Origin of the sequence: Bifidobacterium margollesii (genome assembly GCF_002860355.1) — a bacterium.
GTDB lineage: Bacteria > Actinomycetota > Actinomycetes > Actinomycetales > Bifidobacteriaceae > Galliscardovia > Galliscardovia margollesii.
Genome location: NZ_NMWU01000029.1, coordinates 33,429 through 57,337, shown reverse-complemented (window position 1 = coordinate 57,337; position 23,909 = coordinate 33,429). Strand labels below are relative to the sequence as shown.

19 protein-coding genes and 1 other RNA gene are annotated in these 23,909 nt (G+C 61.7%); 16 read left to right on the top strand and 4 right to left on the bottom strand.

The genetic code is table 11. From position 1 onward, the window contains the following. Positions 1–100: 100 nt before the first annotated feature. The 9 genes from miaB to Uis1B_RS08410 all read left to right on the top strand — a co-directional run bounded on the left by miaB (position 101) and on the right by Uis1B_RS08410 (position 9,861). Positions 101–1,570 carry a tRNA (N6-isopentenyl adenosine(37)-C2)-methylthiotransferase MiaB gene (gene miaB, locus Uis1B_RS08450; RefSeq protein ID WP_101617369.1) on the top strand — a complete coding sequence of 490 codons (1,470 nt, stop codon included), beginning with the start codon at positions 101–103 and terminating at the stop codon, positions 1,568–1,570. 34 nt (positions 1,571–1,604) lie between these two features. After that, complete coding sequence (miaA, locus tag Uis1B_RS08445; protein WP_101617495.1) at positions 1,605–2,585, top strand: tRNA (adenosine(37)-N6)-dimethylallyltransferase MiaA; 981 nt, start codon at positions 1,605–1,607, stop codon at positions 2,583–2,585. Between the two features lie 43 nt (positions 2,586–2,628). Then, entirely contained in the window at positions 2,629–5,451 is a 2,823-nt protein-coding gene (locus Uis1B_RS08440; protein ID WP_101617367.1) for a DNA translocase FtsK, read from the top strand. 111 nt (positions 5,452–5,562) lie between these two features. Further along, positions 5,563–6,231: a CDP-diacylglycerol--glycerol-3-phosphate 3-phosphatidyltransferase gene (gene pgsA / locus Uis1B_RS08435; RefSeq protein WP_101617365.1), complete on the top strand. Its 669-nt coding sequence runs from the start codon at positions 5,563–5,565 to the stop codon at positions 6,229–6,231. Positions 6,232–6,244: 13 nt separating this feature from the next. Further along, entirely contained in the window at positions 6,245–6,814 is a 570-nt protein-coding gene (locus Uis1B_RS08430) for a CinA family protein (RefSeq protein WP_101617493.1), read from the top strand. Positions 6,815–6,951: 137 nt separating this feature from the next. Beyond that, positions 6,952–7,488, top strand: coding sequence for a helix-turn-helix domain-containing protein (locus Uis1B_RS08425; protein ID WP_101617364.1), 537 nt, complete (start codon positions 6,952–6,954; stop codon positions 7,486–7,488). Between the two features lie 11 nt (positions 7,489–7,499). Continuing rightward, entirely contained in the window at positions 7,500–7,739 is a 240-nt protein-coding gene (locus tag Uis1B_RS08420; RefSeq protein WP_101617362.1) for a DUF3046 domain-containing protein, read from the top strand. 232 nt (positions 7,740–7,971) lie between these two features. After that, positions 7,972–9,117 carry a recombinase RecA gene (recA, locus tag Uis1B_RS08415; protein WP_101617360.1) on the top strand — a complete coding sequence of 382 codons (1,146 nt, stop codon included), beginning with the start codon at positions 7,972–7,974 and terminating at the stop codon, positions 9,115–9,117. 24 nt (positions 9,118–9,141) lie between these two features. Then, entirely contained in the window at positions 9,142–9,861 is a 720-nt protein-coding gene (locus Uis1B_RS08410; RefSeq protein WP_101617358.1) for a regulatory protein RecX, read from the top strand. Here Uis1B_RS08410 and rnpB read toward each other — a convergent pair. Next, positions 9,855–10,222: RNase P RNA component class A (gene rnpB / locus Uis1B_RS08405), an RNA gene on the bottom strand. The genes Uis1B_RS08410 and rnpB overlap by 7 nt on opposite strands. A gap of 170 nt (positions 10,223–10,392) precedes the next feature. On the opposite strand from rnpB, the gene hpf reads away from it, so the two are divergent. From hpf to Uis1B_RS08385, 4 genes are all read left to right on the top strand, one after another. Then, positions 10,393–11,058 carry a ribosome hibernation-promoting factor, HPF/YfiA family gene (hpf, locus tag Uis1B_RS08400; RefSeq protein ID WP_101617356.1) on the top strand — a complete coding sequence of 222 codons (666 nt, stop codon included), beginning with the start codon at positions 10,393–10,395 and terminating at the stop codon, positions 11,056–11,058. 221 nt (positions 11,059–11,279) lie between these two features. Continuing rightward, complete coding sequence (secA, locus tag Uis1B_RS08395) at positions 11,280–14,222, top strand: preprotein translocase subunit SecA (RefSeq protein WP_101617354.1); 2,943 nt, start codon at positions 11,280–11,282, stop codon at positions 14,220–14,222. Positions 14,223–14,390: 168 nt separating this feature from the next. Continuing rightward, positions 14,391–15,446: an anthranilate phosphoribosyltransferase gene (gene trpD, locus Uis1B_RS08390; RefSeq protein WP_101617352.1), complete on the top strand. Its 1,056-nt coding sequence runs from the start codon at positions 14,391–14,393 to the stop codon at positions 15,444–15,446. A 199-nt stretch (positions 15,447–15,645) separates the two neighbouring features. Next, positions 15,646–16,617: an ROK family glucokinase gene (locus Uis1B_RS08385; protein ID WP_423734877.1), complete on the top strand. Its 972-nt coding sequence runs from the start codon at positions 15,646–15,648 to the stop codon at positions 16,615–16,617. 22 nt (positions 16,618–16,639) lie between these two features. On the opposite strand, the gene Uis1B_RS08380 is transcribed toward Uis1B_RS08385, so the two are convergent. Beyond that, positions 16,640–17,194, bottom strand: coding sequence for a hypothetical protein (locus Uis1B_RS08380; RefSeq protein WP_101617348.1), 555 nt, complete (start codon positions 17,192–17,194; stop codon positions 16,640–16,642). 48 nt (positions 17,195–17,242) lie between these two features. On the opposite strand from Uis1B_RS08380, the gene Uis1B_RS08375 reads away from it, so the two are divergent. Beyond that, the gene (locus tag Uis1B_RS08375) at positions 17,243–17,929 is read left to right on the top strand and encodes a lysophospholipid acyltransferase family protein (RefSeq protein ID WP_101617346.1); all 687 of its coding nucleotides are present in this window, start codon (positions 17,243–17,245) and stop codon (positions 17,927–17,929) included. Between the two features lie 16 nt (positions 17,930–17,945). Here Uis1B_RS08375 and Uis1B_RS08370 read toward each other — a convergent pair whose 3' ends face one another. Continuing rightward, positions 17,946–20,087, bottom strand: coding sequence for a Stk1 family PASTA domain-containing Ser/Thr kinase (locus Uis1B_RS08370; protein ID WP_101617344.1), 2,142 nt, complete (start codon positions 20,085–20,087; stop codon positions 17,946–17,948). Positions 20,088–20,241: 154 nt separating this feature from the next. Then, complete coding sequence (locus Uis1B_RS08365) at positions 20,242–21,435, bottom strand: polyprenyl synthetase family protein (protein WP_101617343.1); 1,194 nt, start codon at positions 21,433–21,435, stop codon at positions 20,242–20,244. Between the two features lie 267 nt (positions 21,436–21,702). Between Uis1B_RS08365 and Uis1B_RS08360 the strand changes: the two genes are divergently transcribed. Further along, entirely contained in the window at positions 21,703–22,386 is a 684-nt protein-coding gene (locus Uis1B_RS08360; protein ID WP_101617341.1) for a DUF4192 family protein, read from the top strand. Between the two features lie 105 nt (positions 22,387–22,491). Next, positions 22,492–23,901 (top strand): RNA polymerase sigma factor, encoded by a 1,410-nt coding sequence (locus Uis1B_RS08355; RefSeq protein ID WP_101617338.1) that lies wholly within the window; start codon positions 22,492–22,494, stop codon positions 23,899–23,901. The last annotated feature ends 8 nt before the right edge of the window (positions 23,902–23,909 follow it).

Here is a 23,909-nt window from a genome sequence, read left to right as displayed (position 1 = left end):
TCCTCGACGGTCGATGTGCGATTTCATGCGATATGGTACCAAGGTTCGTGAGGAAAACCCGCAACGGCAACGGGGACATGTGCCGCTAGGATGGTGACCTATGAATGAGGATATGATGACCGTCGAGGAGCGCAATCCCATTGCGGCCTCCTCGCTTACCGGCGAGCAGGAGAACCTCGCCGACAGGGGACGCGGCAAGGGCGTGTATTATGTGCATACGCTCGGATGCCAGATGAACGTGCATGATTCCGAACGCATCGCCGGCGTGCTCGATGCGGACGGCTATGTGGCCGCAACCGAACAGCAGGCGTCCGACAGGGACGTCGATCTGATCGTGCTCAACACCTGCGCGGTGAGGGAGAACGCCGCCGAACGCATGTACGGCACCATCGGACTGTGGGCTGATCTCAAGCGCATGCGACCGAACCTGCAGATCGCGGTGGGCGGATGCATGGCCCAGCTCGACCGGGAGCGCATCGCGCGCAAGGCTCCCTGGGTGTCCGCCGTGTTCGGCACCAAGAACATCGGTTCGCTGCCACGGTTGCTCGACCAGAACCGGGCGAGCGGCAAGCCTCAGGTGAAGGTGCAGGAGAAGCTCGACGTGTTTCCCAGCCAGCTGCCCACCGTACGCGATTCGCGGGTCTCGTCATGGGTGTCGATCTCGGTGGGTTGCAACAATACCTGTACGTTCTGCATCGTGCCCACCACCCGAGGCAAGGAACGCGACCGTCGTCCGGGGGACATCCTCGACGAGGTACGCCGGTGCGTGAGCAACGGTGCCAAGGAGGTCACGCTGCTCGGTCAGAACGTGAACTCCTATGGATACTCCATGGGCGACCGCATGGCCTTTTCCAAACTGCTGCGCGCCTGCGGAGGCATCGAAGGTCTGGAGCGCGTGCGGTTCACGTCGCCCCATCCCGCCGCATTCACCGACGACGTGATCGAGGCGATGGCCCAGACCCCCAACGTCATGCACCAGCTGCACATGCCGCTGCAGTCCGGTTCCGACGATATTCTGCGTGCCATGCGACGTTCGTACCGCTCCGCGAAGTTCATGGACATCCTGCGCAAGGTGCGCGAGGCCATGCCCGACGCGCAGATCAGCACGGATATCATCGTCGGATTCCCGGGGGAGACCGAAGAGGATTTCCAGCGCACGCTCGACGTCGTGGAGCAGGCGCGGTTCTCATCGGCCTTCACATTCATTTACTCGCCGCGTCCCGGTACGCCGGCCGCATCCATGGAACAGGTGCCTCACGACGTGGTGCAGGAGCGGTTCGAACGGCTGGTCGCGCTTCAGGAACGCATCACCGCGGAGAATCTCAGGGGATTCGAAGGACGGGACGTCGAAGTGATGATCACCGGGACACGAGGCAAGAAGGACGCGGAAACCCACAGGGTCACCGGGCGTGAACGCACCGGCGTGCTCGTGCACATCGGCGTGCCCGAAGGAGAGCCGATGCCTCAGGTCGGCGACTTCGTCACCGCCACCGTCACCCACGCCGGACGGCATAATCTCATCGCCGATCCGGACCCCTCGAAGGGACAGACCTATCATGTCCGCCACTGAACCATCGAACGGTCAGGCCGTCGACGTCGGAGAGATGCGCGTCGTATCGATCGTCGGTCCCACGGCTTCGGGGAAGACCGGCCTGGCCATTGCGCTCGCCGAGGCGTTGCGTTCGGCGGGGCAGCAGGCCGAAATCGTCAATGCCGATGCCTATCAGATGTATCGGGGTATGGATATCGGCACGGCGAAGGCCACTGCCGCGGAGCGCGAGCGGGTGCCGCATCATCTGCTCGACGTCATCGAGCCCACCGAAACGATGACGGTGGCTCGGTATCAACGTCTGGTGCGCGACTGCATCGGCGAATTGCGTGGCAGGGGGGTGCGTCCGATTCTGGTGGGCGGATCGGGATTGTACGCCCGCGCGGCCATTGACGATATTTCGTTCCCCGGCACCGATCCCGAAGTTCGCGCTCGGTTGGAGCATCGTGTGCAAACCGAAGGCGCCGGGGCTCTGTTCGCCGAGCTGGAACGCAGGGATCCCGAGGCCGCCCGTCGCATGGACGCGCATAATCCACGCCGTACCGTACGCGCGTTGGAAGTCATCGAGATCACCGGCCGACCGTATTCCGCCAGTCTTCCGAAATACCGGTACGTCATACCGTCCGTGCAGATCGGCCTTGATCTGCCGCGTGAGGAGCTGGATCGTCGCATCGCCGTGCGCACGCGGAACATGTTCGACGACGGGTTCGTCGACGAGGTGGAACGTCTTCGTCCTCGTCTCGGCGTCACGGCGGCTCGCGCGCTTGGATACCAGCAGGTCATCGATCTGCTTGACGGGCTGACCGACATGGACGACGCGATGGCCGACATCGCGCAGAAGACCCGTCGTCTGGCTCGCAAGCAGATGGGGTGGTTCGGCCGTGATCCGCGCATCCATTGGCTTGAGGCGTTGAATCCGGATCTGCTGCGCAATGCGCTGGGCATCGTGCGGCACGCTGACGCCGGCGATTACGATGCGATCGACGCCCATGCTGATGAATACGTGCAGCATCATCTCGGCGATATTTCAGCCTGATCTCTTCCGTAGTTCCCCGCAAACGGTAATGTAGTGCTTTGCTATGGCACAGAAATCATCGAAATCATCGTCGCGTGCGTCCGGCGGGCGCTCTGCGGGCGCAAGGGGTAAAGGCGCGAAGGCAACGGATGCTTCGGATACGACCAAGGTCATGCCCGAAGCGGACACCGTATGGAGGAAGACCCTGATCTTCTTCGTGCTGGTGGCGTGCGCGGTATTGTTCTGCGCGAGCGAATGGTTCCGGGTCAGCGGTCCGCTCGGCAGGGCTCTGCATGTTGTGGCGTCGAGCCTGCTGGGCATGATGAGCGTGATTCTTCCGGTGATCCTGCTGTACATTGCGATCCGTCTGGTCAGCACCACGGTTCGTTCGTACGGCAATACCCGGATGCTGGTCGGCTTGGGATTGCTGTTGTGGTCGATCTGTTCGATTATCGATGCGGTGAAATTGGGGGAGTCCCAAGGGTTCGACATGCAGTCGATACAGGCTGCCGGCGGACTGCTTGGCTTCATTGTGGGATCTCCGTTGACCTGGGGGCTTTCCGAAGCGTTCGCCGTGGCGCTGTTCGTACTGGTTGGGCTGCTGTCGCTGCTGCTGATCACCGGTGTGACGATGAGTGACGTCTCGTCATATGGTCATACGCTGCATGAACGGATGGCCGAACGATCGGATCATGCCGATGCGGGGGAGTCCGGCGGGGATTCCGATCGGCTGCCCAATGAGGTTCGTCTTACGGACGACGATTCCGATGGGACCATCGTCTTCGCCGATGGGGTGCCATCCCATGATGAGGCCGATGCTGCGGAAGGTTCCGCTGCCGGTGCCGCGAGAAGACGGCGCCCGTCGCTGCTCGAGCGTCTGTTCGGCCGTCGGGGTCAGGAGGACGACGCCGAGGATTCGAGACTTGACCGATATGCGGCCGATACAGCATTCGACAAGGCTGCGTCCACCCACGGCGCCACCGCGGAGACCCCTGTGGTGGATCGTCGCCCACCTCGCACGGTCTCCTCGGGTGCGGGTCTGACGCAGGATGGTCAGCCTGCCGTCCAGGAGGGAGGATATCCCGATCCTTGGGCCACGGCCATCGACGCCGATCCCGCCGCCGGACGTGCGGGACTTGTCGGCAATGGCGAAGCAGTGGACGCCACAAGGCCCATGTCCGATTCCGGCGCCTACGGCACGAGCTCGACGCTTGCGCCGGCATCGTCTGTACCGGCGTCATCTGTACCGTCTTCGGCCGCGTCGTCAATATCTTCGTCCGTGCCGTCAGCGTCCGCATCCATGCCGTCCGACGCTGGTGCGGCACTGGCGATGCCGGACGGCGGACTTGAACCGGGAGAATCGGAGACCTATCATCTGCCGGATCTGGAGCTGTTGGCCCACGGCAAACCCCATGCGGCGCGCACCCCGGCCAACGACAAGGTCATCGCCGCCCTGCAATCCACCTTCCAGCAGTTCAAGGTGGATGCGAAGGTGGTCGGCTTCCTGCGCGGCCCTTCCGTCACCCAGTACGAGGTGGAGCTTGGTCCCGGCGTCAAGGTGGAGAAGGTCACGAATCTGCGGCGCAACATCGCCTATGCGGTGGCGAGCTCCGATGTCCGCATCCTCTCGCCGATCCCGGGCAAATCCGCCATCGGCATCGAGATCCCCAACGTCGACAGGGAGATCGTGCATCTCGGAGACGTGCTGCGCAGCGACAAGGCGAGGAACGACCGCAATCCGATGCTTGCCGGCGTGGGCAAGGACGTCGAAGGGCATTTCGTCACGGCCGATCTGACCAAGATGCCTCATCTGCTGGTGGCGGGTGCCACCGGTTCGGGAAAGTCGAGCTTCATCAATTCGATGCTCACCTCGATCATCATGAGAGCTACCCCCGAACAGGTGCGTTTGATCATGGTCGATCCCAAGCGTGTGGAGCTTTCCGCGTATGCGGGCATCCCCCATCTGCTCACGCCGATCATCACCGACCCGAAGAAGGCCGCACAGGCGTTGGAATGGGTGGTCAAGGAGATGGACGCCCGATACGATGATCTGCAGTATTTCGGATTCCGCCACGTCAAGGACTTCAATGAGGCGGTGAGGGCGGGCAAGGTGCACGCGCCCGAAGGGTCGAACCGCAAGGTGGCCCCCTACCCGTATCTGTTGGTGGTCGTCGATGAGATGGCCGATCTGATGATGGTCGCCAAGAACGATGTGGAAAGCTCCATTCAGCGCATCACGCAGCTGGCCCGTGCCGCAGGCGTGCATCTGGTGCTTGCGACGCAGCGTCCGTCGGTTGACGTGGTCACCGGTCTGATCAAGGCCAATATTCCTTCCAGACTGGCGTTCGCCACGTCCTCCGCCACCGATTCGAGGGTTATTCTCGACACCACGGGTGCGGAAAGCCTCATCGGCCAGGGTGATGCGTTGTTCCTGCCAATGGGCAGCGCGAAGCCGTTGCGAGTGCAGGGCTCATGGGTTTCCGAATCCGAGATCCGCTCGGCCGTGGACTTCGTCCGCACCCAGCGCAAGCCCCGGTACCGGGAGGACATCGAGCAGATGGCCAAGGAGTCCGATCAGAGCGCCGTCGAGCCGGATGAGGAGATCGGCGACGACATGGACGTTCTGCTGCAGGCCGCCGAACTGGTGGTCTCCTCGCAATTCGGTTCCACGTCGATGCTGCAGCGCAAGCTGCGCGTCGGGTTCGCCAAGGCCGGCCGGCTCATGGATCTGCTGGAATCCCGCGGTGTGGTGGGGCCGTCCGAAGGATCCAAGGCCCGTCAGGTGCTGGTGCAGCCGCAGGATCTTCCTCAGGTGCTGGCGTTCATTCAGGGCAAGACCGACGGCATCCATCCGACCGGGCCTGCGTCGGACGCCTCGGCACAGTAGGACGATGGGCGAGGACGTTCCGATGGCGGTCGAGTCCGCATGGCGGCGGCCGCCGGTTTTATATTCGTTACGCGGTACGCTTAGGTACGCGTGTCAAGCAAGGAGTGATTGATGGCGGAAAAGAACAATCCGGGGGAACATGGCGGGTCTTCGTTGCTGGAGGGGTGGAACACCTCGGCCAATCTGGTGACCTATGCCCGAATCATTCTGGTGGTGGTGTACATCGTGCTTACGGTGATGGCGGGCCCGAGTGGCCGTGACGATGTGATGTTGCGGTGGATCGCGGCCGTGCTGTTCATCGTCGCCGCCAGCACCGATAAGGTGGATGGCTGGTTGGCCCGACGCAACAACGAGGTCACCGAACTGGGCAAGCTCATGGATCCCATCGCCGACAAGCTGCTGATGTGCTCGGCTTTGATCCTGCTGTCGATCTTCGGTGAATTCGCATGGGCGTGGGTGATCACCATATTGTTCCTGATTCGTGAGATCGGCATCACCGTCATGCGATTCTTCGTCATGGAGCAGCCCGGAGGCAAGGTGATCGCAGCCGCATGGCCCGGCAAGCTCAAGACGGTGTTCCAGTCGATCTCCCTGTCCATGTACATGCTGCCGGCATGGTCCCTTGGTGCGACGGCTGGCCGTGGCGGTCTGCCGGCAATGGTGGTCGACGGTTATTATCTGGTGGCGTACGTGCTGTTGCTGGTGGCCCTTGTCCTGTGCCTGTACTCCGGTTTCGTTTATGTGAGGGGCACGTTCTTCCGCGGTCGAACGGAGGCCTAGCTTGGCTGGCGTGATGGGATCGGCTGCTGACGACCGGCATGTACGTGACGGACTCGCGGCGGACATACTGGGCATCTGCTTGGATCGGCGGTGGAGCATCGCCGCCGCCGAATCGCTGACCGGAGGATTGCTGTCCGATGCATTCGTGAGGATTCCCGGTGCCTCACGGGTGTTTCTTGGATCGGCCGTCACCTATGACATCAAGGCGAAGACCGCGATTCTCGGCGTGGACGGCGATCTGCTGCGCAGAGAAGGAGCGGTGCATCCCCAGGTCGCCTACCAGATGGCCGAGGCGACGGCCCGCCTGTACGATACGCATGCGGATCTCGGTCATCGCGTGATAGGCCTGTCGACCACCGGCGTGGCCGGTCCCGGTCCGGACGGAGACAAGCCGGCCGGTCTGGTGTATGTCGGTATCAGTTTGCCCTCGTCGCCCGAAGGAGTCGGCGGGATTGAGCATGAACGGGATGTCGACCGCACGACGTACGTGAGCGAGTTGCATCTGCCCGGCGGGCGGGAGGAGGTCCGATCCGGCACCGTGGAGGCCGTGTTGCGTGAGCTTCTTGATCTGCTGACCGGCTGAACGTCGGATTGCGTCTCGACGACGAAGTATGTGAGCTTTATCACATTGTTGACTGAAGGCGGAATATTCACGTCGATTGCCGGTTGGTCAGATTGGAGATACGAAGAACAAGGCGGGGACAACCAAAGGAGTGGATTATGACGGCGACTGCAACGCGTTATGAGCAGAAGATCGAATCCAAGGCCACCAGTGCCGATGCCGTGGTGAACATGCCCGAGAAGGCCATCGCGCGTAATCTCACGCCGGCTCAGAAGCGAGCCGTGGCGTTCGCCCAGCAGCAGATTCTGCGCGCGCGAGCCGCCCGAAAGGCCAAGGATGATCGTCAGGCCGCCCTCAATCGCATGTGGGCGAATGCCGACAGGGAGGATGCCGCGTCGGACGCGGTGAACAATGCCGAGCGGGCGCGCATGGTGTCGGGCGAGGATGGTCAGATCTCCCTGCGCAAGGTGATCGGCGAGGTGCTGCGCAACCTGCGTACCAAGGATCACAAGACCCTGCGCGAGGTCAGCGGCAAGGCCGGCGTGTCTCTCGGCTATCTTTCGGAGGTGGAGCGCGGCCAGAAGGAGGCCAGCTCCGAGCTGCTGGTGTCCATCACCCGTGCGCTCGGCGTGCCGCTTTCCGACATGCTGATGATGGTGGCCGACCGAGTGCGCGAGGTTGAGGGCCGCGACTAGTCTCGTCTTCCATGCAGGAACGGGAATTCTGGGAGTTGCTTGAAGAGGTTTTCGGCCGTTCGTATGGTCGGAGTCTTTCGCATGATCTGGCGCTTTCGTCGCTGGACTCCAGAACCGCGGTGGAGGCTCTGGATGATGGGGTGGAGCCTCGTGTGGTGTGGAATGTGCTGTGTGATCAGATGGATGTCCCGGATTCCCGCCGATGGGGTCGGGATCACAATGCTCCGCCCATGCCGGCGACGACGTGGTGATTTCGGATGATTGTGGATGCGCGCGATATCGAATGGGCGGTTTTCGGAGTGTCGTATGACTTCGAACAAATGTTCGGGTATAGTCGGGTTCGGATGCTGGTGGTCGGTGTCGCCGAGTGGCTGTGATTGTGGACGGCGGCACGTTCATGCACATTCCCCGTACGGCTGGCGCTTGGCATGACCGATGTCGTACGGTGGATGCTCCAGCGATTACGAACGTAAGGAGACACTGATGGCGCAGAAGACGACACAGAAGAAGGACAATCCCGAGGATCTCGCCAAGCGTCGGCAGGCGGCTTTGGACACGGCTCTCGCGCAGGTGGAGAAGAGCTTCGGCAAGGGCTCGGCCATGAGGCTGGGAGACAAACCGGTGCAGGAGGTGGAGGTCATTCCCACCGGCTCGCTGGCGTTGGATCTGGCTCTTGGCATCGGCGGGCTTCCCAAGGGCAGGATCGTGGAGGTCTATGGTCCGGAATCCTCCGGCAAGACCACGCTCGCCCTCCATGTGGTGGCCAATGCCCAGAAGAACGGTGGTGTGGCCGCCTTCATCGATGCGGAGCATGCGCTTGACCCGGAATACGCCCGCCGATTGGGTGTGGATACCGATTCGCTGATCGTTTCACAGCCGGACAACGGCGAACAGGCGTTGGAGATCGCCGACATGCTGATCCGCTCCGGCGCGTTGGACGTGATCGTCATCGATTCCGTCGCGGCCTTGGTGCCGAAGGCTGAGATCGATGGTGATATGGGAGACAGTCACGTCGGTCTTCAGGCGCGTCTGATGAGTCAGGCGCTGCGGAAGATGACGGGTGCTCTCTCGCAGGCCGGCACCACGGCCATCTTCATCAACCAGCTGCGTGAGAAGATCGGCGTGTTCTTTGGCAGTCCGGAAACCACCACCGGTGGCAAGGCACTCAAATTCTACGCTTCGGTGCGTCTGGACATCCGCCGAATCCAAACGATCAAGAACGGGGACGAGGCCGTGGGCAATCGCACCAAGGTGAAGGTCGTCAAGAACAAGATGGCTCCGCCGTTCAAGACCGCCGAATTCGATGTGCTGTACGGTGAGGGAATCTCCACGGAAGGCTCCATCCTCGATATGGGCGTGCAGACCGACATCATCAAGAAATCCGGCTCGTGGTTCACCTATGACGGCGATCAACTGGGTCAGGGTCGGGAAAAGGCCAGACAGTTTCTCAAGGACAATCCCGCTTTGGCGGACGAGATTCAGCACAGGATCAAGGTGGCGTTCGGCGTGGAAAAGCCGGACGAGGACGGAGGGTCCGTCGGTGCGTCGGATGCCGATGGTGCCGAGTCCGCTCGGCCGGCGTCCTCGGGAGCATCGGGATCGGCGACCGATCAGTCCGCCGCTCAGTAGCATCATGGGAGGAAGGTGTTTGCGGTGATCTCCGTCGAGGAGTTTCTCAGCGCTCATCCCGTGTCTTCGGCAGCATCCGGTGATGTCGATCGAGCCGATTCTCGGCACTCCGGCGCCGTGCGGGCCTCTCGATTCGGGGCGCCCGACGATGACGATTCGAGGGCGGATCGCAAGGCCCGTCGGCGTTCGGGCGATCGCAGACCGAAGCGTGGAGGATTCGGCGCCGGACTCGGCACGACTGCCTACGGTGGGGGAGTCGAGGATCCGAACGATGCTCAAGCCTGCAAGGAGGCCGCGCTGACATTGCTGGATTCCGCCCCTCGCGCTTCCGGTGCGCTGGCTCAGCGGCTTAAACGCAAGGGGTATGCGGATGAGGCGGTCAATGCGACGATCGATCGGTTGATCGAGGTTGGATTGCTCGATGATGAGGCGTATGCCCGTTCGATGGTTCGATACTGCCTGTCCCGTCAGCTCGGCGAGCACGGTGCCGTTCGGGAGCTGTCCCGTAAGGGAGTGGATGCCGCCTTGGCTGCCCGCGTGGTGGAGGAGGCCCGGCGGACCGGTGCGTTCGAGGAATCCGCCTACGAGCTCGGACGGAAGGTGGCCGCGCGTACGGAAGGCATGGATTCCGACGTGAGGCGGCGACGGCTGTGGAGCGCGGGAATACGGAAGGGTCACGGTCCCGAAGCCATCCGGCGTGTAGCGGAGGAACTGCTTTCCGAAAAGGAACGGAATGGGGAATGAGACCTCTTATACCCCGGGTTCTGTCGCGTGTCGCCACGCGGATGGCCATCCATCTCGACCTGACGTCGCCGCCAGGCTCTAGCAGCCTACCCGAAGACACGGGCGAGCAGCCCTTGACGTCTTCTGCTTGGCCTTGCTCCCGATGAGGCTTGCCATGCGGCTTCCGTTGCCGGTCGCCCGGTGGTCTCTTACACCGCCGTTTCACCCTTACCCGTACAAGCGACGGGCGGTCTGTTCTCTGCTGCGCTATCTCTCAGGTCGCCCTGGGCGGACGTTATCCGCCATCGTGCTCTGCGGAGCCCGGAAGTTCCTCAGCCCATGTTCTATGCAGAACTCGGGCCGCGGCCATCAAGAGGTCTCGGCAAACCACCATACCAGCTCTTTGGAGCTTTTCACCGGGTTTCGGGATGTTTCGTCGATGTCGTTAACCGAAAACCAGGATTTCATCGGCTACACTGGAAAATATCCTTCCGGCGATGTTGCCGAAAGGTGTCCACAGCGGCCGCAGGCCGCTCGATAAAGGAGGTCCACATGGAAATCGTCGTTACCGGGCGTCACACGCAGATCAAGCAGCGCTTCCGTGATGTTACAGAGAACAAGATGAATCGTGTGACCGCAATCGCTCCCGACGCGCAGAGGGCGCAGGTCGTGGTGACGCATGAGGGCAATCCCCGTCAGGCGGATACCGCGAAGAAGGTCGAGATCACCGTTATCGCCGGTCGTACCGTCGTACGCGCCGAGGCTTCGAGCGCGGACGAGTTCAGTGCACTGGATCTGGCTCTTGACAAGCTGACCCTTCGTCTTCGCCGCTCCCGTGATCGTCGCAAGGATCACCGTCGCGGCTACACCAACCCCCAGCCCATCGATCTCGGCGTGGTCGAGCCTCCGGCAGCCGAGGAGGCCTCGGTCGAGGAACCCAGCAACAGTCCCGCCGATGCGGTGGCCGGGGATCTCGGTCCCGGCGAGTCGGTGGAGGTGCAGGTGGGAGATACGCCCATCGTCATTCGACGCAAGCTGCATATCGCCGAACCGATGACCATTGACGAGGCCCTGTACGAGATGGAGCTCATCGGTCACGACTTCTTCCTCTTCGTGAACAAGGAGACCAACCGTCCGTCCGTCGTCTACCATCGTCACGGCTGGAGCTACGGTGTCTTTGAAATCGACACCCCGGAAAACGTCGAAAAAGCCAAGTGAGGTTTAGCGGTCGTTGAACACGGTGCCCCCGTCATGGAATGCATGGCGGGGGCACCGTCCGTTCCGTGGGGCGGTCGCCGGACGGTGAAGTTTCCTCGGATGCGGGTTCGTCGTGCATATGGTGGTATACGCCCAAAATCAGAAGGTTCGCGTAGTATGGTTGCAGTTTGTGCCCTGTGAAGACATATGGGCGCCAATATGGGACAACTGAGGAGTGACTCGTGGTAAACGTTCTGGACAAGGTCCTGCGCATTGGCGAAGGTCATCAGCTTCGTAAGCTTCAGGCTGTGGCTGTGGCGACCAACGCCATGGAAGATAAGATCTCCGCTTTGTCGGACGACGAGCTGAAGGGGCAGACCGCGAAGTTCAAGCAGCGGCTGGAGAACGGTGAGAAACTCGACGATCTGATGCCGGAGGCGTTCGCCACGGTGCGTGAGGCCTCCAAGCGCACGCTGGGCATGCGTCACTTCGATGTGCAGCTGATGGGCGGCGCCGCGTTGCATTGGGGGAACATCGCCGAGATGAAGACCGGTGAAGGCAAGACCCTGGTCGCCACGTTGCCGAGCTACCTCAACGCGCTTGAAGGCAAGGGCGTGCATGTGGTTACCGTCAACGATTATCTGGCCAGCTACCAGAGCGAGCTGATGGGCCGAGTCTACCGATTCCTCGGCATGAGCACCGGTTGCATCATCACCGACCAGAAGCCGCCGGAGCGTCGCAAACAGTACAATGCCGACATCACCTACGGCACCAACAACGAGTTCGGTTTCGATTATCTTCGCGACAACATGGCGTGGGAGAAGGCCGATCTGGTGCAGCGCGAGCATCACTACGCCATCGTCGACGAGGTGGATTCCATTCTGATCGACGAGGCGCGAACCCCGCTGATCATCTCCGGTCCCGCCGAGGGGGACGTGACCCGTTGGTACCGGCAGTTCGCCAAGCTGGTCCCGAAGCTCAAGCGCGATGAGGACTACGAGGTCGACGAGAAGAAGAAGGTCGTCGGCATTCTCGATCCGGGCATCACCAAGGTGGAGGACTACCTTGGCATCGACAACCTGTACGAGCCGAGCAACACGGCGCTGATCGGCTACCTGAACAACGCCATCAAGGCCAAGGAGCTGTTCCTGCGCGACAAGGATTATGTGGTGCAGGGCGGCGAGGTGCTGATCGTCGACGAGCATACGGGACGAATGCTGCCGGGACGCCGCTACAACGAGGGTCTGCATCAGGCCATCGAGGCCAAGGAGGGCGTGGAGGTCAAGGCCGAGAACCAGACCTTCGCCACCATCACTCTGCAGAACTACTTCCGCATGTACGACAAGCTTGCCGGCATGACCGGTACCGCCGAAACCGAGGCGGCCGAATTCATGAACACCTACAAGCTGGGTGTGCTGCCCATTCCGACGAACCGTCCGATGATCCGTGAGGACAAGGACGATCTGATCTACCGCACCAAGAAGGAGAAGCTGGCGGCCATCGTCAAGGACGTGGCCAAGCGTCATGCCAAGGGCCAGCCGGTGCTGCTGGGCACCGCATCCGTCGAAAGCTCCGAGGTCGTTTCCTCCCTGCTCGACGTCGCAGGCATTCCCCATCAGGTGCTCAACGCCAAGCAGCACGCCAAGGAGGCGGCCGTCGTGGCCGTCGCCGGTCGCAAGGGCGCCGTCACCGTCGCCACCAACATGGCCGGTCGTGGTACCGATATCATGCTCGGCGGCAATGTGGAGTTCCTCGCCGATCAGAAGCTCAAGGCTCAGGGATTCTCCCCGGAGGACACTCCCGAGGAGTACGAGAAGCTCTGGCCCGAAACCCTCGAGAAGGTCAAGGCTCAGGTCAAGGACGAGCACGAGGAGGTCAAGAAGCTCGGCGGTCTGTACGTGCTGGGCACCGAGCGTCACGAGTCCCGCCGTATCGACAACCAGCTGCGAGGCCGTTCCGGTCGTCAGGGTGATCCCGGCGAGTCTCGCTTCTACCTGTCGCTGGAAGACAACCTGATGCGACTGTTCAACACTCAGCTGGTGGCGCGTGTGATGGCCAAGGGCATGCCGACCGGTGAGCCGATCGAGTCGAAGAGCGTGTCGAAGGGCGTGCGCAATGCGCAGAAGGCCGTGGAATCCCGTAACTTCGAAATCCGCAAGAACGTGCTCAAGTACGACGATGTGATGAACAAGCAGCGTACCGTGGTGTATGCCGAACGTCAGGCCGTGCTGAAGGGCGAGAACATCGACGCCGACATCAAGCGGTTCATCTCCGACACCGTGGCCTCCTACATCAAGGGAGCCACGCAGGGTGCCGATAAGCCATCCGATTGGGATCTTGAAGGCCTGTGGAAGGCTCTGATTCAGATCTACCCCGTTTCGATCGAGGTCGACGAGGCCAGGAAGGCTATTGAAGGCGAGAAGAAGGCGGAGAAGGCCTCCGAAATCCTGCATGATCTGATCGTCAGGGATGCGGACGAGCAGTACGCGAAGATCGAGCAGATCGTCGGGGTCGAGGGACTTCGGCAGCTGGAACGTCGCGTGGTGCTGGCCGTGCTTGATCGCAAGTGGCGCGAGCACCTGTATGAGATGGATTATCTCAAGGACGGTATCGGACTTCGTGGCATGGGTCAGCGCGATCCGCTCACCGAATACCAGCGTGAAGGCTACCAGATGTACAACTCCATGGTCGAAGGCATCAAGGAGGAATCGGTCCAGCTGCTGTTCCATGTGGATATCCAGCAGGTTGCCAAGTCGCAGGATCTGAGCACTGAATCCGACGAGGACGAAGCCGTCAGCGAGGCTACGAGGAAGATCGACGGCGATGAGCAGGCCGCGTCCGCGGGCGAACTCTCCACCAGCGCCCCCGCTGATCCGGATGCCGCCGATGACGACGCCGACGAACAGGTTGTGGCCGATGAGAACGGCGAGGAGCAGGCGGAGGCTTCCGAAGCCTCCACGCAACCGTCCAAGCCGATTCGTACGGAGGTCGGCAGTGTGACCGGTCCCAAGCCGATCAGCCACGCCGACGCGAAGGTGCCGGCGAACAAACGCCCCAAGAGCGAGGAGATCCACGCTCCCGAGGCGGACGGGCGCACGTTCCCCGGAACGCCGAAGAATGCGATGTGCCCCTGCGGCTCCGGTAAGAAGTACAAGATGTGCCACGGCAAGAACGAAAAGAAGTGACGGCATAGCATTCGTCGGCTTGTCCGTTCGTACGGGTCTCCTTCCGTAATCGGGGGAGACCCTTTTCGTATTGTGGACGCCTCTTGATGCCGGCTAGTCTGCGCAACATGCAGCCGATACAATGGCCACGTCGATCAAGGGCGTGACGCACGCCAAGGAGGGATAACGATGGCCGAACTCACATGGAAGTCGGTATTGACCAAGCTCGTCGGGGGAGAACACCTCACTGCCGAGGAAAGCGAGTGGTTTGTCGACGACCTGATGAAGGGGCAGGCCAATCCCGCCGCGGTGGGTGCCGTACTGGCCACCCAGCAGCAGTTGGGGCTGACCGCCGAGGAGGTTTCCGGTGCGGCGAAGGCCATGGTGTCCCACGCCGTGCCGCTGAACGTGAGTGGTGAAACCACTGATATCGTCGGCACTGGCGGCGATGGCGCCCAGACCGTGAATCTTTCGACCATGGGTGCCATGGTGGCCGCGGCGGCAGGGGTGAAGATCGTCAAGCACGGCAATCGTGCCGCTTCGAGCAAGTGCGGCGCCGCCGATTGCCTGGAGGCCCTCGGATTGCCGCTGGATCTTACGCCGGAGGCCGTCGGTGAGGTCGCCGATGAGGTGGGCATCACCTTTGCCTTCGCCAAGACCTTCCACCCTGCCATGCGTTTCGTTGGCCCGATCCGTGCCGCGCTGGGCATTCCGTGCGTGTTCAATGTGCTTGGACCGCTGACGAATCCTGCTTATCCCAAGCATATGGCCATTGGGTGCGCCAAGCGGGCCATGAGTCCGATCATGGCGTCCGTATACGCTGCCAACGGGCAGACCGGTATGGTCTACACCTCCAACGAAGGCCTTGACGAGATGGCTCCCACGGGCCCCGTCTCCGTGTGGGAGTTCCGTGACGGCACGGTGAGCGAGACCGAATTCGATCCCACTGTCGAGCTTGGCCTCGCGCGGATCACCGTGGATGATCTGCGTGGCGGCGAACCGGCATTGAACGCGAAGCTCACCCGTGACTTCCTGGAGGGCAAGGACGTGCCGTTCCGCAGCACCGCGTTGCTGAACGCCGCATCGGCAATCGTGGCGGATGCTTCTTTGCTCGCCGATTCCGAGGCTTCGTTGGCTGCGCGCTTCAAGGATGCCTATGCCATTGCCGAGCAGGCTGTGGATTCCGGTAAGGCATCGACTCTGCTGGACCATTGGATCGAAGTGGCGAATTCGAAGAGGAGCTGACCACTCCAGCGTTTGTACGCAACAGGCGTTCGCCGAAGGGTCGGCGGGCGCCTGTTCTGCATTGTCGCGAAAAAAGACCAACCGTTCGGTAGGTTCTTCGGCGTTTTGTGATGTTCCGTTGCTACAATGAAAACGTCAGTAGAACGTTCAAATCCCTGTGTCTTCTTTCGAGGACGAATGAGGATGCCTGGATTTCGGCATGGCAGGAGGAAGTATGTACACGCTCGGCATCGATATCGGAGGAACCAAGATCGCTGGTGCCATCTGCGATGATGACAACAAGATCATCAGCCAGTGGCGTGAGCCCACGCCAGAAGACCCCGAAGACATCAACGCAGTGATCGTGGAAATGTACCGTAAATCGGTCGAGCTGTATGGCGCGGTTCCGCGGATGGGCATTTCAGCGGCGGGCAATGTCAAGGAAGACCGCCGAACGGTGACGTTCTCCGCCAATATCGCTCAGTGGATCGATTATCCGTTGGCCGAGCGCATCGAGGAACTGACCGATCACGAGTGCAAAGTGATCGTGGAAAACGATGCGAACTGCGCCGGATGGGGTGAATACATCCTTGGTACGGGCCGGGGCAGCAAGAACATGGTCATGCTTACGGTGGGCACCGGTCTGGGCGGGGCCATCGTGATCAACGGACAGCTGTACCGCGGTTCCTTCGGCATGGCCGCCGAGCTGGGACACCTGCCGATGGTCTCCGACGGCGACTTCTGCGGCTGCGGACTGCGTGGATGCGCCGAGCGATACACCTCCGGAAACGCTTTGGAACACTTCGCCAAATCCGCCGTGCGTCGAATGCCGCAGAAATCCAAGCGACTCATGGAGCTGTGCGACGGGGACGTCAACAATCTCGAAGGCAAGATGGTTTCCCAGGCCGCTCAGGAAGGCGACGAACTCGGACTCTATGCCTTCGGCAAGATCGGCGAATGGCTGGGACGCACGATGGCCGCCATCGCCGCCGTGCTCGATCCCGATCTGTTCGTGATCGGCGGTGGCGTGGTTTCCGTCGGCGATATCCTGCTTGAACCGGCCCGCTACAACTACGTACGGTTCCTGCAGGCGGCCGCATACCGCGAGCACGCCAAGGTTCTGGCGGCCACCGCAGGAGGCGATGCCGGCATGATCGGCGCCGCCGATCTCGCTCGCATCGAAGAGGACTGATCGGTTACCCTCACCGTCCTCGTCAGACCCGCGCCCCATCGTCGAAGATGTCGGTGCGGGTCTCGCTGTGTCCACGATGACGTGCGAACATTCCGCCGGCCCCGAGCAGCGTCATCACGCCGCCGGTCGCTCCCAGCAGACCGGAGAGCGAGGGGATGAACACTGCCAGGGCCAGGCAGAGCACGCCGAGCACCAGCAACGTGACGAACAGCATGGTCGTCTTGCGCACCGATCCGATCTCTGGGTTCGGGGGCGTGAACGGCGAGCCCTCATCCATCACGTCATCAACGTCCAGCCAACTGCGACCGGTATGATCGCGAGGTCCCGGAGTATGGTCGGCTCCGACGAAGGCCTCGTTTTTGAGATCGTTCACGTTGAACTGCGCATGCTTCTCCGCTTTCTTCGCTGCCTTGTCGAATTTTCTCGCGCTGCGCGACCGAGCCACATCATTGAGATCATCGCTGTGGGAGGCCATGAAGTCGGCCCATTCGGCATCGGCGTTCGAACCGCCGCCATTGGCATCGGAGCCGGCATTTGAAGCGGACGGGGTTGCGTTGCTATCCTTGTTTGCGGTCATACCTAATACTGTAGCCATCAATAAGGCCAATCCGGTCTGGAGGTTTTCGTGCTTTACTGGTTCTTCGTCAAGGTGTTCGGTCCCATTGCGAGACATCGACTCGGTCCCGGTGCGACGGGCGTGCGCAACATCCCCCGCACCGGAGGCGCCATCATCGCGGCGAATCATCTGGCCGTCATCGACGATGCGCTGCTGCCTCTTACCTGTCCTCGGATGATCCACTTCATGGGCAAGGCCGAATACTTCGAAGGCAAGGGCATCAAAGGCAAATTCAAGAAGTGGTGGTTCACTTCGGTCGGCGTGTTCCCCGTGGATCGTTCAGGCGGCTCCAAATCGCTCGGTGCACTGGAACATGCCCGCGAAATCATCGAACATGGTCATCTTTTCGGCATACATCTCGAAGGTACGCGCAGCCCCGACGGACGTCTGTACCGAGGCCATACCGGTGCCGCGCGTCTGGCCTTCGAAACCGGATGCCCGATCGTGCCCACCGCCATCATCGGCTCACGCGAACTGCAGAAGCCGGGAACGGTGATCCCCAAGAAAGGGCGCACCAGGATCATCTACGGCACGCCGATTCCGGTGATGAAGAAAGCTGCCGCCGATATCACCCATGATGAGATCCGTGCGCTGACCGATCAGGTGATGGAGGAGATCCGCAGAATGAGCGGACAGGAATACGTGGACGAATACGCGCAAACGGTCAAGAAGCGCATGGCCGCCGAGCGCTCCTGACCCCCGTACCAACTGTTTAGACCACATTAATCGTGATGGTGGTCGCGTTACCGGACTTGTCTCGAAGCCGTACCGATGATCCAGCCGCCGGATCCGTGCCGGAGACCATATCGAAGACCGGATCATTCGAATTCGGCTTCTTCACCTGAACATTGACCTTGACCTTGAATCCCATGCTGGTCAATGCCTTCCGGGCGTCGCTCGTGCTCTTGCCCACCAGATTCGGCACAGTGGCCATCTGAGGTCCCTTGGAGATCACGACGCTGACGCTGTCCTTCCAATGCAGCTCGTCGCCGGTCTTCGCCGAAGCCGACGCCACCTTGCCGGAATCCACGCTGTCCGAGAACTCCTCGGTGAACGTCACGTTAAGATGAAGCGCCTCCAGAGCGGCCTTGGCCGAAGCCTTGGTCATGCCTTCGATGTTCGGCATGGTGACGGGCATCAGTCCCTTCGAAAGCACCACGGTGATCTGTTCGTTGTGATCGATGGTCGAACCGGGCTTCGGGGACACGCTGATCGCCGAACCTTCGGGCACGTCCATCGAATACTGATCGGCATTCGCATCATGCCTGACATTGCTGAAGCCGATGCGGGAGAGCGCGGCCACGGGGGCTTTGCCGTTTGCCGATGCCGAGTCGGTGATGTCCGTGGGGATCGTGAGCTTCTGCACTCCCTTGGAGATCACGAACGTCATGGTCTCGTTGTTCCGCTTGCTGATCCTGTCGCCCACTTGTGCGGGACTGGCGGAGATGATGCCGCCCTTCCTCACGGTGTCGCTGTACTGCTCGGTGCTCGAATATGGTATGCCGGAAACCTTCAGCGTGCGCTCGTATGAGGCGAAATCAGCCCCCTTCAACGAACAAGGCTGGTTTTCCGCGCACGACACATCGTCGGCCGCGGGAACCTCCCAGTAGCTGCCGGGGCCGAGATAATACCACCACGCGAATCCACCGCCGACCGCGGCGAGAAGCGCCACAACGGCGACGATGATGCCGATCGTTCGGCGTGATCGTCGGGGCTTGCCATCGGAACCGTTTCTTCCCCTGGTCTTCACCGGTACCGAGTCGGCCGATCCGGGGTGCGTCGCATCGGCATCCGAAATGACTTCGGTAGTCGCATGATCGGTTCCGGCATCGCTTCCGGACGGAGATGGCAGTGCGGCAGCGCGCGGCGAACCCTTAGCGCGATCCGTATCCGTGACGCGATCCGTACCGGCGGCGGCGTGCGGTGCCGGCGGTTTGCCGACGGGGAGCAGCGAAGTGGCATGATCGTCCTGATTGCCCACCCTATAGGAAAGATCGGCGGGGGAAAGCGCATCGAGCGTTTCGCTGAGCCTGACCAATGCGGCCATGGCGTCGGGGGGACGCCTCTCGATGCTGCGATTGGTGAGCAACGCGATGAAATCCGAAACCGGCGCCGGCAGAGAGGGATGATTGAGCTTCAGCGGGGGAATGTCCTCGTGCACATGCTTGAACACCATGGTCACAGGATTGTCCGAAACGAACGGCACCTCCCCGGTGAGCATCTCCCACGCGACGATGCCCACGGAGTACAGATCGCCCTGCGGCGTGGCCTGATTGTTCTCGATCATCTCCGGCGCCAGATATGCGGCCGTTCCCAGCAGCATGCCGGTGGTGGCCAGCGTCGCCTGGGATGCCGCCTTGGCCAGACCGAAATCGGTGATCTGCACCCGACCGCGGTCGTTGATCATGATGTTCTCCGGCTTGATGTCCCGGTGCACCACGCCCACGCCATGCGCGGCGGCAAGTCCGTCGAGGATCTCCCCGATGATCCGCAGCGTCTCCCGCACCGTGAACGTGCCTTGGCGGTTCATCTCATGCCGCAGATTGACTCCATGCACGTACTCCATCACCAGATAGTCGAGACCCTCGTACTCACCGGTGTCGTAGATCTGTACGATATGCGTGTTGGCGATCGCCGCGGCAGAGCGGGCCTCCCGTTGGAAACGCTGGACGAACTGATCGCGATGCGGACCCTGCGCCAGTTGCATGTGCATGATCTTGACGGCGACGGTGCGATCGAGACGGACATCCCGTGCCTCGTACACGGTGGCCATGCCGCCTTCGGCGATTTTGCGCACGATCTGATATCTGCCGTCTATGGTTCTGCCGATGGGCGTTTCCATCACTTCACTCATGTATGCAATCCTAAGTTCGAACATCGTCGGAGCCGTTGCGTGGCCCGGCGTCGAAATCTCTCACCGTACCGAAAGCCCAGCCTAATCGTTCCGGCGCATCGGCGGATGGCATGGCGGGTAATTATCCAGAGGACATGCACAAATCGGCGTTGCCCTATTCCGTTGGATCGGATTCCCTCGGCTCTGGATCGGATTCCCTCAGATCGGCGGGAATGAATCGGGAGCAGGCTTCGACCATCATGCTGCGGAACCGTTCGGGCCTGTCGAGCTCGACGCGGCTTGCCTCGATCGCCTCGCGCGACCGCCGCCATAGCTCCCGGATCAGGTCACGGGAACGCTGCACGGCACCGGTTTCATGGAACAGTCCGATGATGCGACGAACATCGTCGTCGTGACGTTCGCCGGCTTCGAAGGCGTACCGCAGATACCCGGCATCCTCGTCGCCGGCCGCGGCGATCGCGTCGGCGAGCAGCACCGTCCGCTTGCCCTCCCGAATGTCCCCTCCAACGGGCTTGCCGGTCACCTTGGGGTCAGCGCATACGTCGAGCAGATCATCGGCCAGCTGGAAGGCCACGCCGAGCGGCGTGCCGATGCGGTCCGCCAGCCGTTCGGCGGTCCGGCGACCGGCTCCGGCGGCGAGCAGGCCCAGACGGATCGGCGCAATGGTGGTGTAGCTCGCCGTCTTCCAGCGGAACACCGCCAGGGAGTTGTCCCGCACGGCCTGAGGATCGTTGAGATCGATGCGCTCCGCCGCCAGATCGAGGATCTGTCCGATCTCCACGTCGCGATGCATGCGCAGGAACGAATCGATGATGGCCGCGCCGTCGGGTAGTCGAGAGGCGGCCTCGTTGACGATCGACACGCTGGACGTGGCCAGCAGATCCCCGAGCATAATGCCCAGACCGCCGCCGATGGACGCGGCGAGCTGCGGCGACACGTCATCGAATGAGCCTCGTATCGCCGAGGCGAGCGCGCGATGGGCCGAAGGACGTCCGCGCCTCATGTCGGAATCGTCGATGATGTCGTCATGCACCAGTGCGGCCGTCTGGAACACTTCGATCGCACACGCCAGATCGAGAACGGACTGCCGCGCATCCGTATCGTTCGATGCTCCGTCCGCGTCGGCGGTCTGCTTCATGGCGTCGTACACCGCCATGACGAGCAGCGCTCGCAGACGCTTGCCCCCTTCGCTGGAGGTGAGCGCCTGACATAGGGTGTCCTGATAGACGCCGGAGCAGATGGGGGATCCCAGCAGGGTCGGATCCGTCGAGCAGGTTTCGCGGATCAGCGTGCCGATGCGCTGTTCGATGGCGTCTCGTTGCGGGGCCGGTCGGTTGATGGCAGTCATGCCTTCGAGACTAGCCAACCGGTGTTGACAACGCCTCGTCGGCGATGTTGATGATGCAACGAATATCCACAACGGCGTTGTCCCTGACAATCCGCCGATATGAGGGGTTATCCACATCGATGCCGCCAGGTGGATGGGAACGCACCGGATCTGGGATAGTGGATGGAGACGATGCGAGGTTCCGAAGGGCGAAATCGGCGCGGGCGAAGCGGCTCGTGGCCTATTCGACCGATCCGGGAGACGGATGCATGATGGAAAGGAACCGGAATGAACGGTGGACGTGAAACCTGCGACGAAGCCATGACGAGGAAGCAGCGTCGGGGAGGGATGACCGGTCGCCATGCGGATGGTGGGGTCATCGACGAGGATACGCTTGACGGACTGCAGCGGGAGCTTCGAGCGCACAGACGCGCTCAGGGGGCCAGTATGGCCGATCGACGTTGGTTCTGCCGCATCGTCGACGATTGGGAGGGCTTGCTCGCCGGCGCCGTGAGGACCGTCGACGACGATGTGCTCGCATTCCTCTGCGTCGGCATGGGGGAGACGATGGCGATGCGTGACGCCATATTGCTGTCGATCATGGACGGGACCGCAGCCGACGAGCTGATTGAGCTGGTGGCGAACCCGCATTCAGCCCAAAGCGTGGCGCTGGTGTGCGACACGCTGACCCAAGGATTCCGAAGCGCAAAGCCGCCGGCGGACAGAAGGCGCATGATGCGGGGCATCGAGGCGCTCGCGCTGCTGGTGAGCAAGGTGCCTCAATCCTATGCCGTACAGCCTCTGACCGTGCTTGGCTACATGCTGTGGTGGACGGGTAGCGACGAGCCCGCGATGGCCTGTTCCCTGCAGGCTCTGGGCATCGATCCGGACTGCACGCTGGCTGCGATAGTGGCGAATGCGGTGTCCCGCGGGGTGCGTCCGTTCTGGATCGTGCATGACGAACGGGAATAATCGTCCTTGGAACGTGGTTCACTCTATTAGTTGACAATTTGCTCTTGCCATAAGTGCGCCTTCATGCTATATGGCGGCGCAGGCAGGACGAAATAGGAGGACAAGTTGGCCACCGAGAAGACGACGGCAACGCGCAAGAAGACACGGAGTGCAGCTGCGAAGCAGACGGTTTCCAGCACGGGCGGTTCCGACGAGGAGGAGACCACCACCAGGAAGCGTGCGACGAAGACTTCGAAGAAAGGCGCGTCCCGCAAGTCCTCGACGACCAAGGTCACCAGGAAGGTCGCCGCCAAGTCACGCAGATCCGCGCGCGCGGTCAAGACGGACGAGGACGTCGAACTGGATGACGATCTGCTGGAGGAGGACGAGCTCGACCCGGACGAGGACTCCCTTGACGAGGAGTCGATCGACGATGTCGATGTGGATTCCGATGACGCCGAGGAGTCGGATGACGCCGATGATGAGGATTCCGAGGAGGAATCCAAGCCGAAGCCTCCGGAGCAGCCGAAGGAGAAGGGCGCCTTCGTCGTCACCGATCTTGACGACGATGACAACTACACGCCTTCGGGCAACCCGAAGCGTCGTGTGATCGCCACCGGGGCGACCGCCGATCCGGTCAAGGATTATCTCAAGCAGATCGGGCGCGTCAGCCTATTGAACGCCGAGCAGGAGGTCGATCTTTCCGAACGCATCGAGGCCGGTCTGTATGCGCAGCATCTGCTTGACACCGAGGGCGACGATATGGACTTCAAGCGTCGTCGTGAACTCAAGTGGGCGGCCAACGACGGGCGCAAGGCCAAGGATCACCTGCTTGAGGCCAATCTTCGATTGGTGGTGTCGCTGGCCAAGCGGTACACGGGCCGCGGCATGCTGTTCCTCGATCTCATTCAGGAAGGCAATCTTGGTCTGATTCGTGCCGTCGAGAAGTTCGATTGGAAGAAGGGCTTCAAGTTCTCCACCTATGCGACTTGGTGGATCCGTCAGGCCATCACCCGAGCCATGGCCGATCAGGCCCGTACGATTCGCGTGCCCGTGCATATGGTGGAGGTCATCAACAAGCTTTCCCGCGTGCAGCGTCAGATGCTGCAGGATCTTGGCCGCGAACCCACGCCGGATGAGCTGGCTCGCGAACTTGATATGCCGGTGGAGAAGGTTCAGGAGGTGCAGAAGTACGGCCGCGAGCCGATCTCGTTGCACACGCCGCTTGGTGAGGACGGCGACTCCGAATTCGGCGATCTCATCGAGGACACCGATGCCATCGCCCCGTCCGACGCGGTTGCGTTCTCGCTTCTGCAGGAGCAGTTCAAGCAGGTATTGGAGACCCTTTCCCCGCGTGAGGCCGGTGTGATCAAGATGCGCTACGGCTTGGAGGACGGTCAGCCGAAGACCCTGGACGACATCGGCCGGGTCTACGGTGTCACCCGCGAGCGGATCCGCCAGATCGAGTCCAAGACCATGTCGAAGCTGCGTCACCCGTCTCGTTCTCAGACCCTGCGCGACTTCCTCGACCAGTGAGGCCGGTG

Bases quoted from the DNA above. Each gene is read 5' to 3' on its own strand.
- Uis1B_RS08440 (WP_101617367.1), top strand. From the start codon at position 2,629: ATGGCACAGAAATCATCGAAATCATCGTCGCGTGCGTCCGGCGGGCGC.
- pgsA (WP_101617365.1), top strand. From the start codon at position 5,563: ATGGCGGAAAAGAACAATCCGGGGGAACATGGCGGGTCTTCGTTGCTG.
- Uis1B_RS08365 (WP_101617343.1), bottom strand. From the start codon at position 21,435: ATGACTGCCATCAACCGACCGGCCCCGCAACGAGACGCCATCGAACAG.
- miaB (WP_101617369.1), top strand. From the start codon at position 101: ATGAATGAGGATATGATGACCGTCGAGGAGCGCAATCCCATTGCGGCC.
- Uis1B_RS08360 (WP_101617341.1), top strand. From the start codon at position 21,703: ATGAACGGTGGACGTGAAACCTGCGACGAAGCCATGACGAGGAAGCAG.
- Uis1B_RS08425 (WP_101617364.1), top strand. From the start codon at position 6,952: ATGACGGCGACTGCAACGCGTTATGAGCAGAAGATCGAATCCAAGGCC.
- Uis1B_RS08385 (WP_423734877.1), top strand. From the start codon at position 15,646: ATGGCAGGAGGAAGTATGTACACGCTCGGCATCGATATCGGAGGAACC.
- Uis1B_RS08420 (WP_101617362.1), top strand. From the start codon at position 7,500: ATGCAGGAACGGGAATTCTGGGAGTTGCTTGAAGAGGTTTTCGGCCGT.
- Uis1B_RS08430 (WP_101617493.1), top strand. From the start codon at position 6,245: ATGGGATCGGCTGCTGACGACCGGCATGTACGTGACGGACTCGCGGCG.
- hpf (WP_101617356.1), top strand. From the start codon at position 10,393: ATGGAAATCGTCGTTACCGGGCGTCACACGCAGATCAAGCAGCGCTTC.
- Uis1B_RS08370 (WP_101617344.1), bottom strand. From the start codon at position 20,087: ATGAGTGAAGTGATGGAAACGCCCATCGGCAGAACCATAGACGGCAGA.
- recA (WP_101617360.1), top strand. From the start codon at position 7,972: ATGGCGCAGAAGACGACACAGAAGAAGGACAATCCCGAGGATCTCGCC.
- Uis1B_RS08380 (WP_101617348.1), bottom strand. From the start codon at position 17,194: ATGACCGCAAACAAGGATAGCAACGCAACCCCGTCCGCTTCAAATGCC.
- miaA (WP_101617495.1), top strand. From the start codon at position 1,605: ATGCGCGTCGTATCGATCGTCGGTCCCACGGCTTCGGGGAAGACCGGC.
- trpD (WP_101617352.1), top strand. From the start codon at position 14,391: ATGGCCGAACTCACATGGAAGTCGGTATTGACCAAGCTCGTCGGGGGA.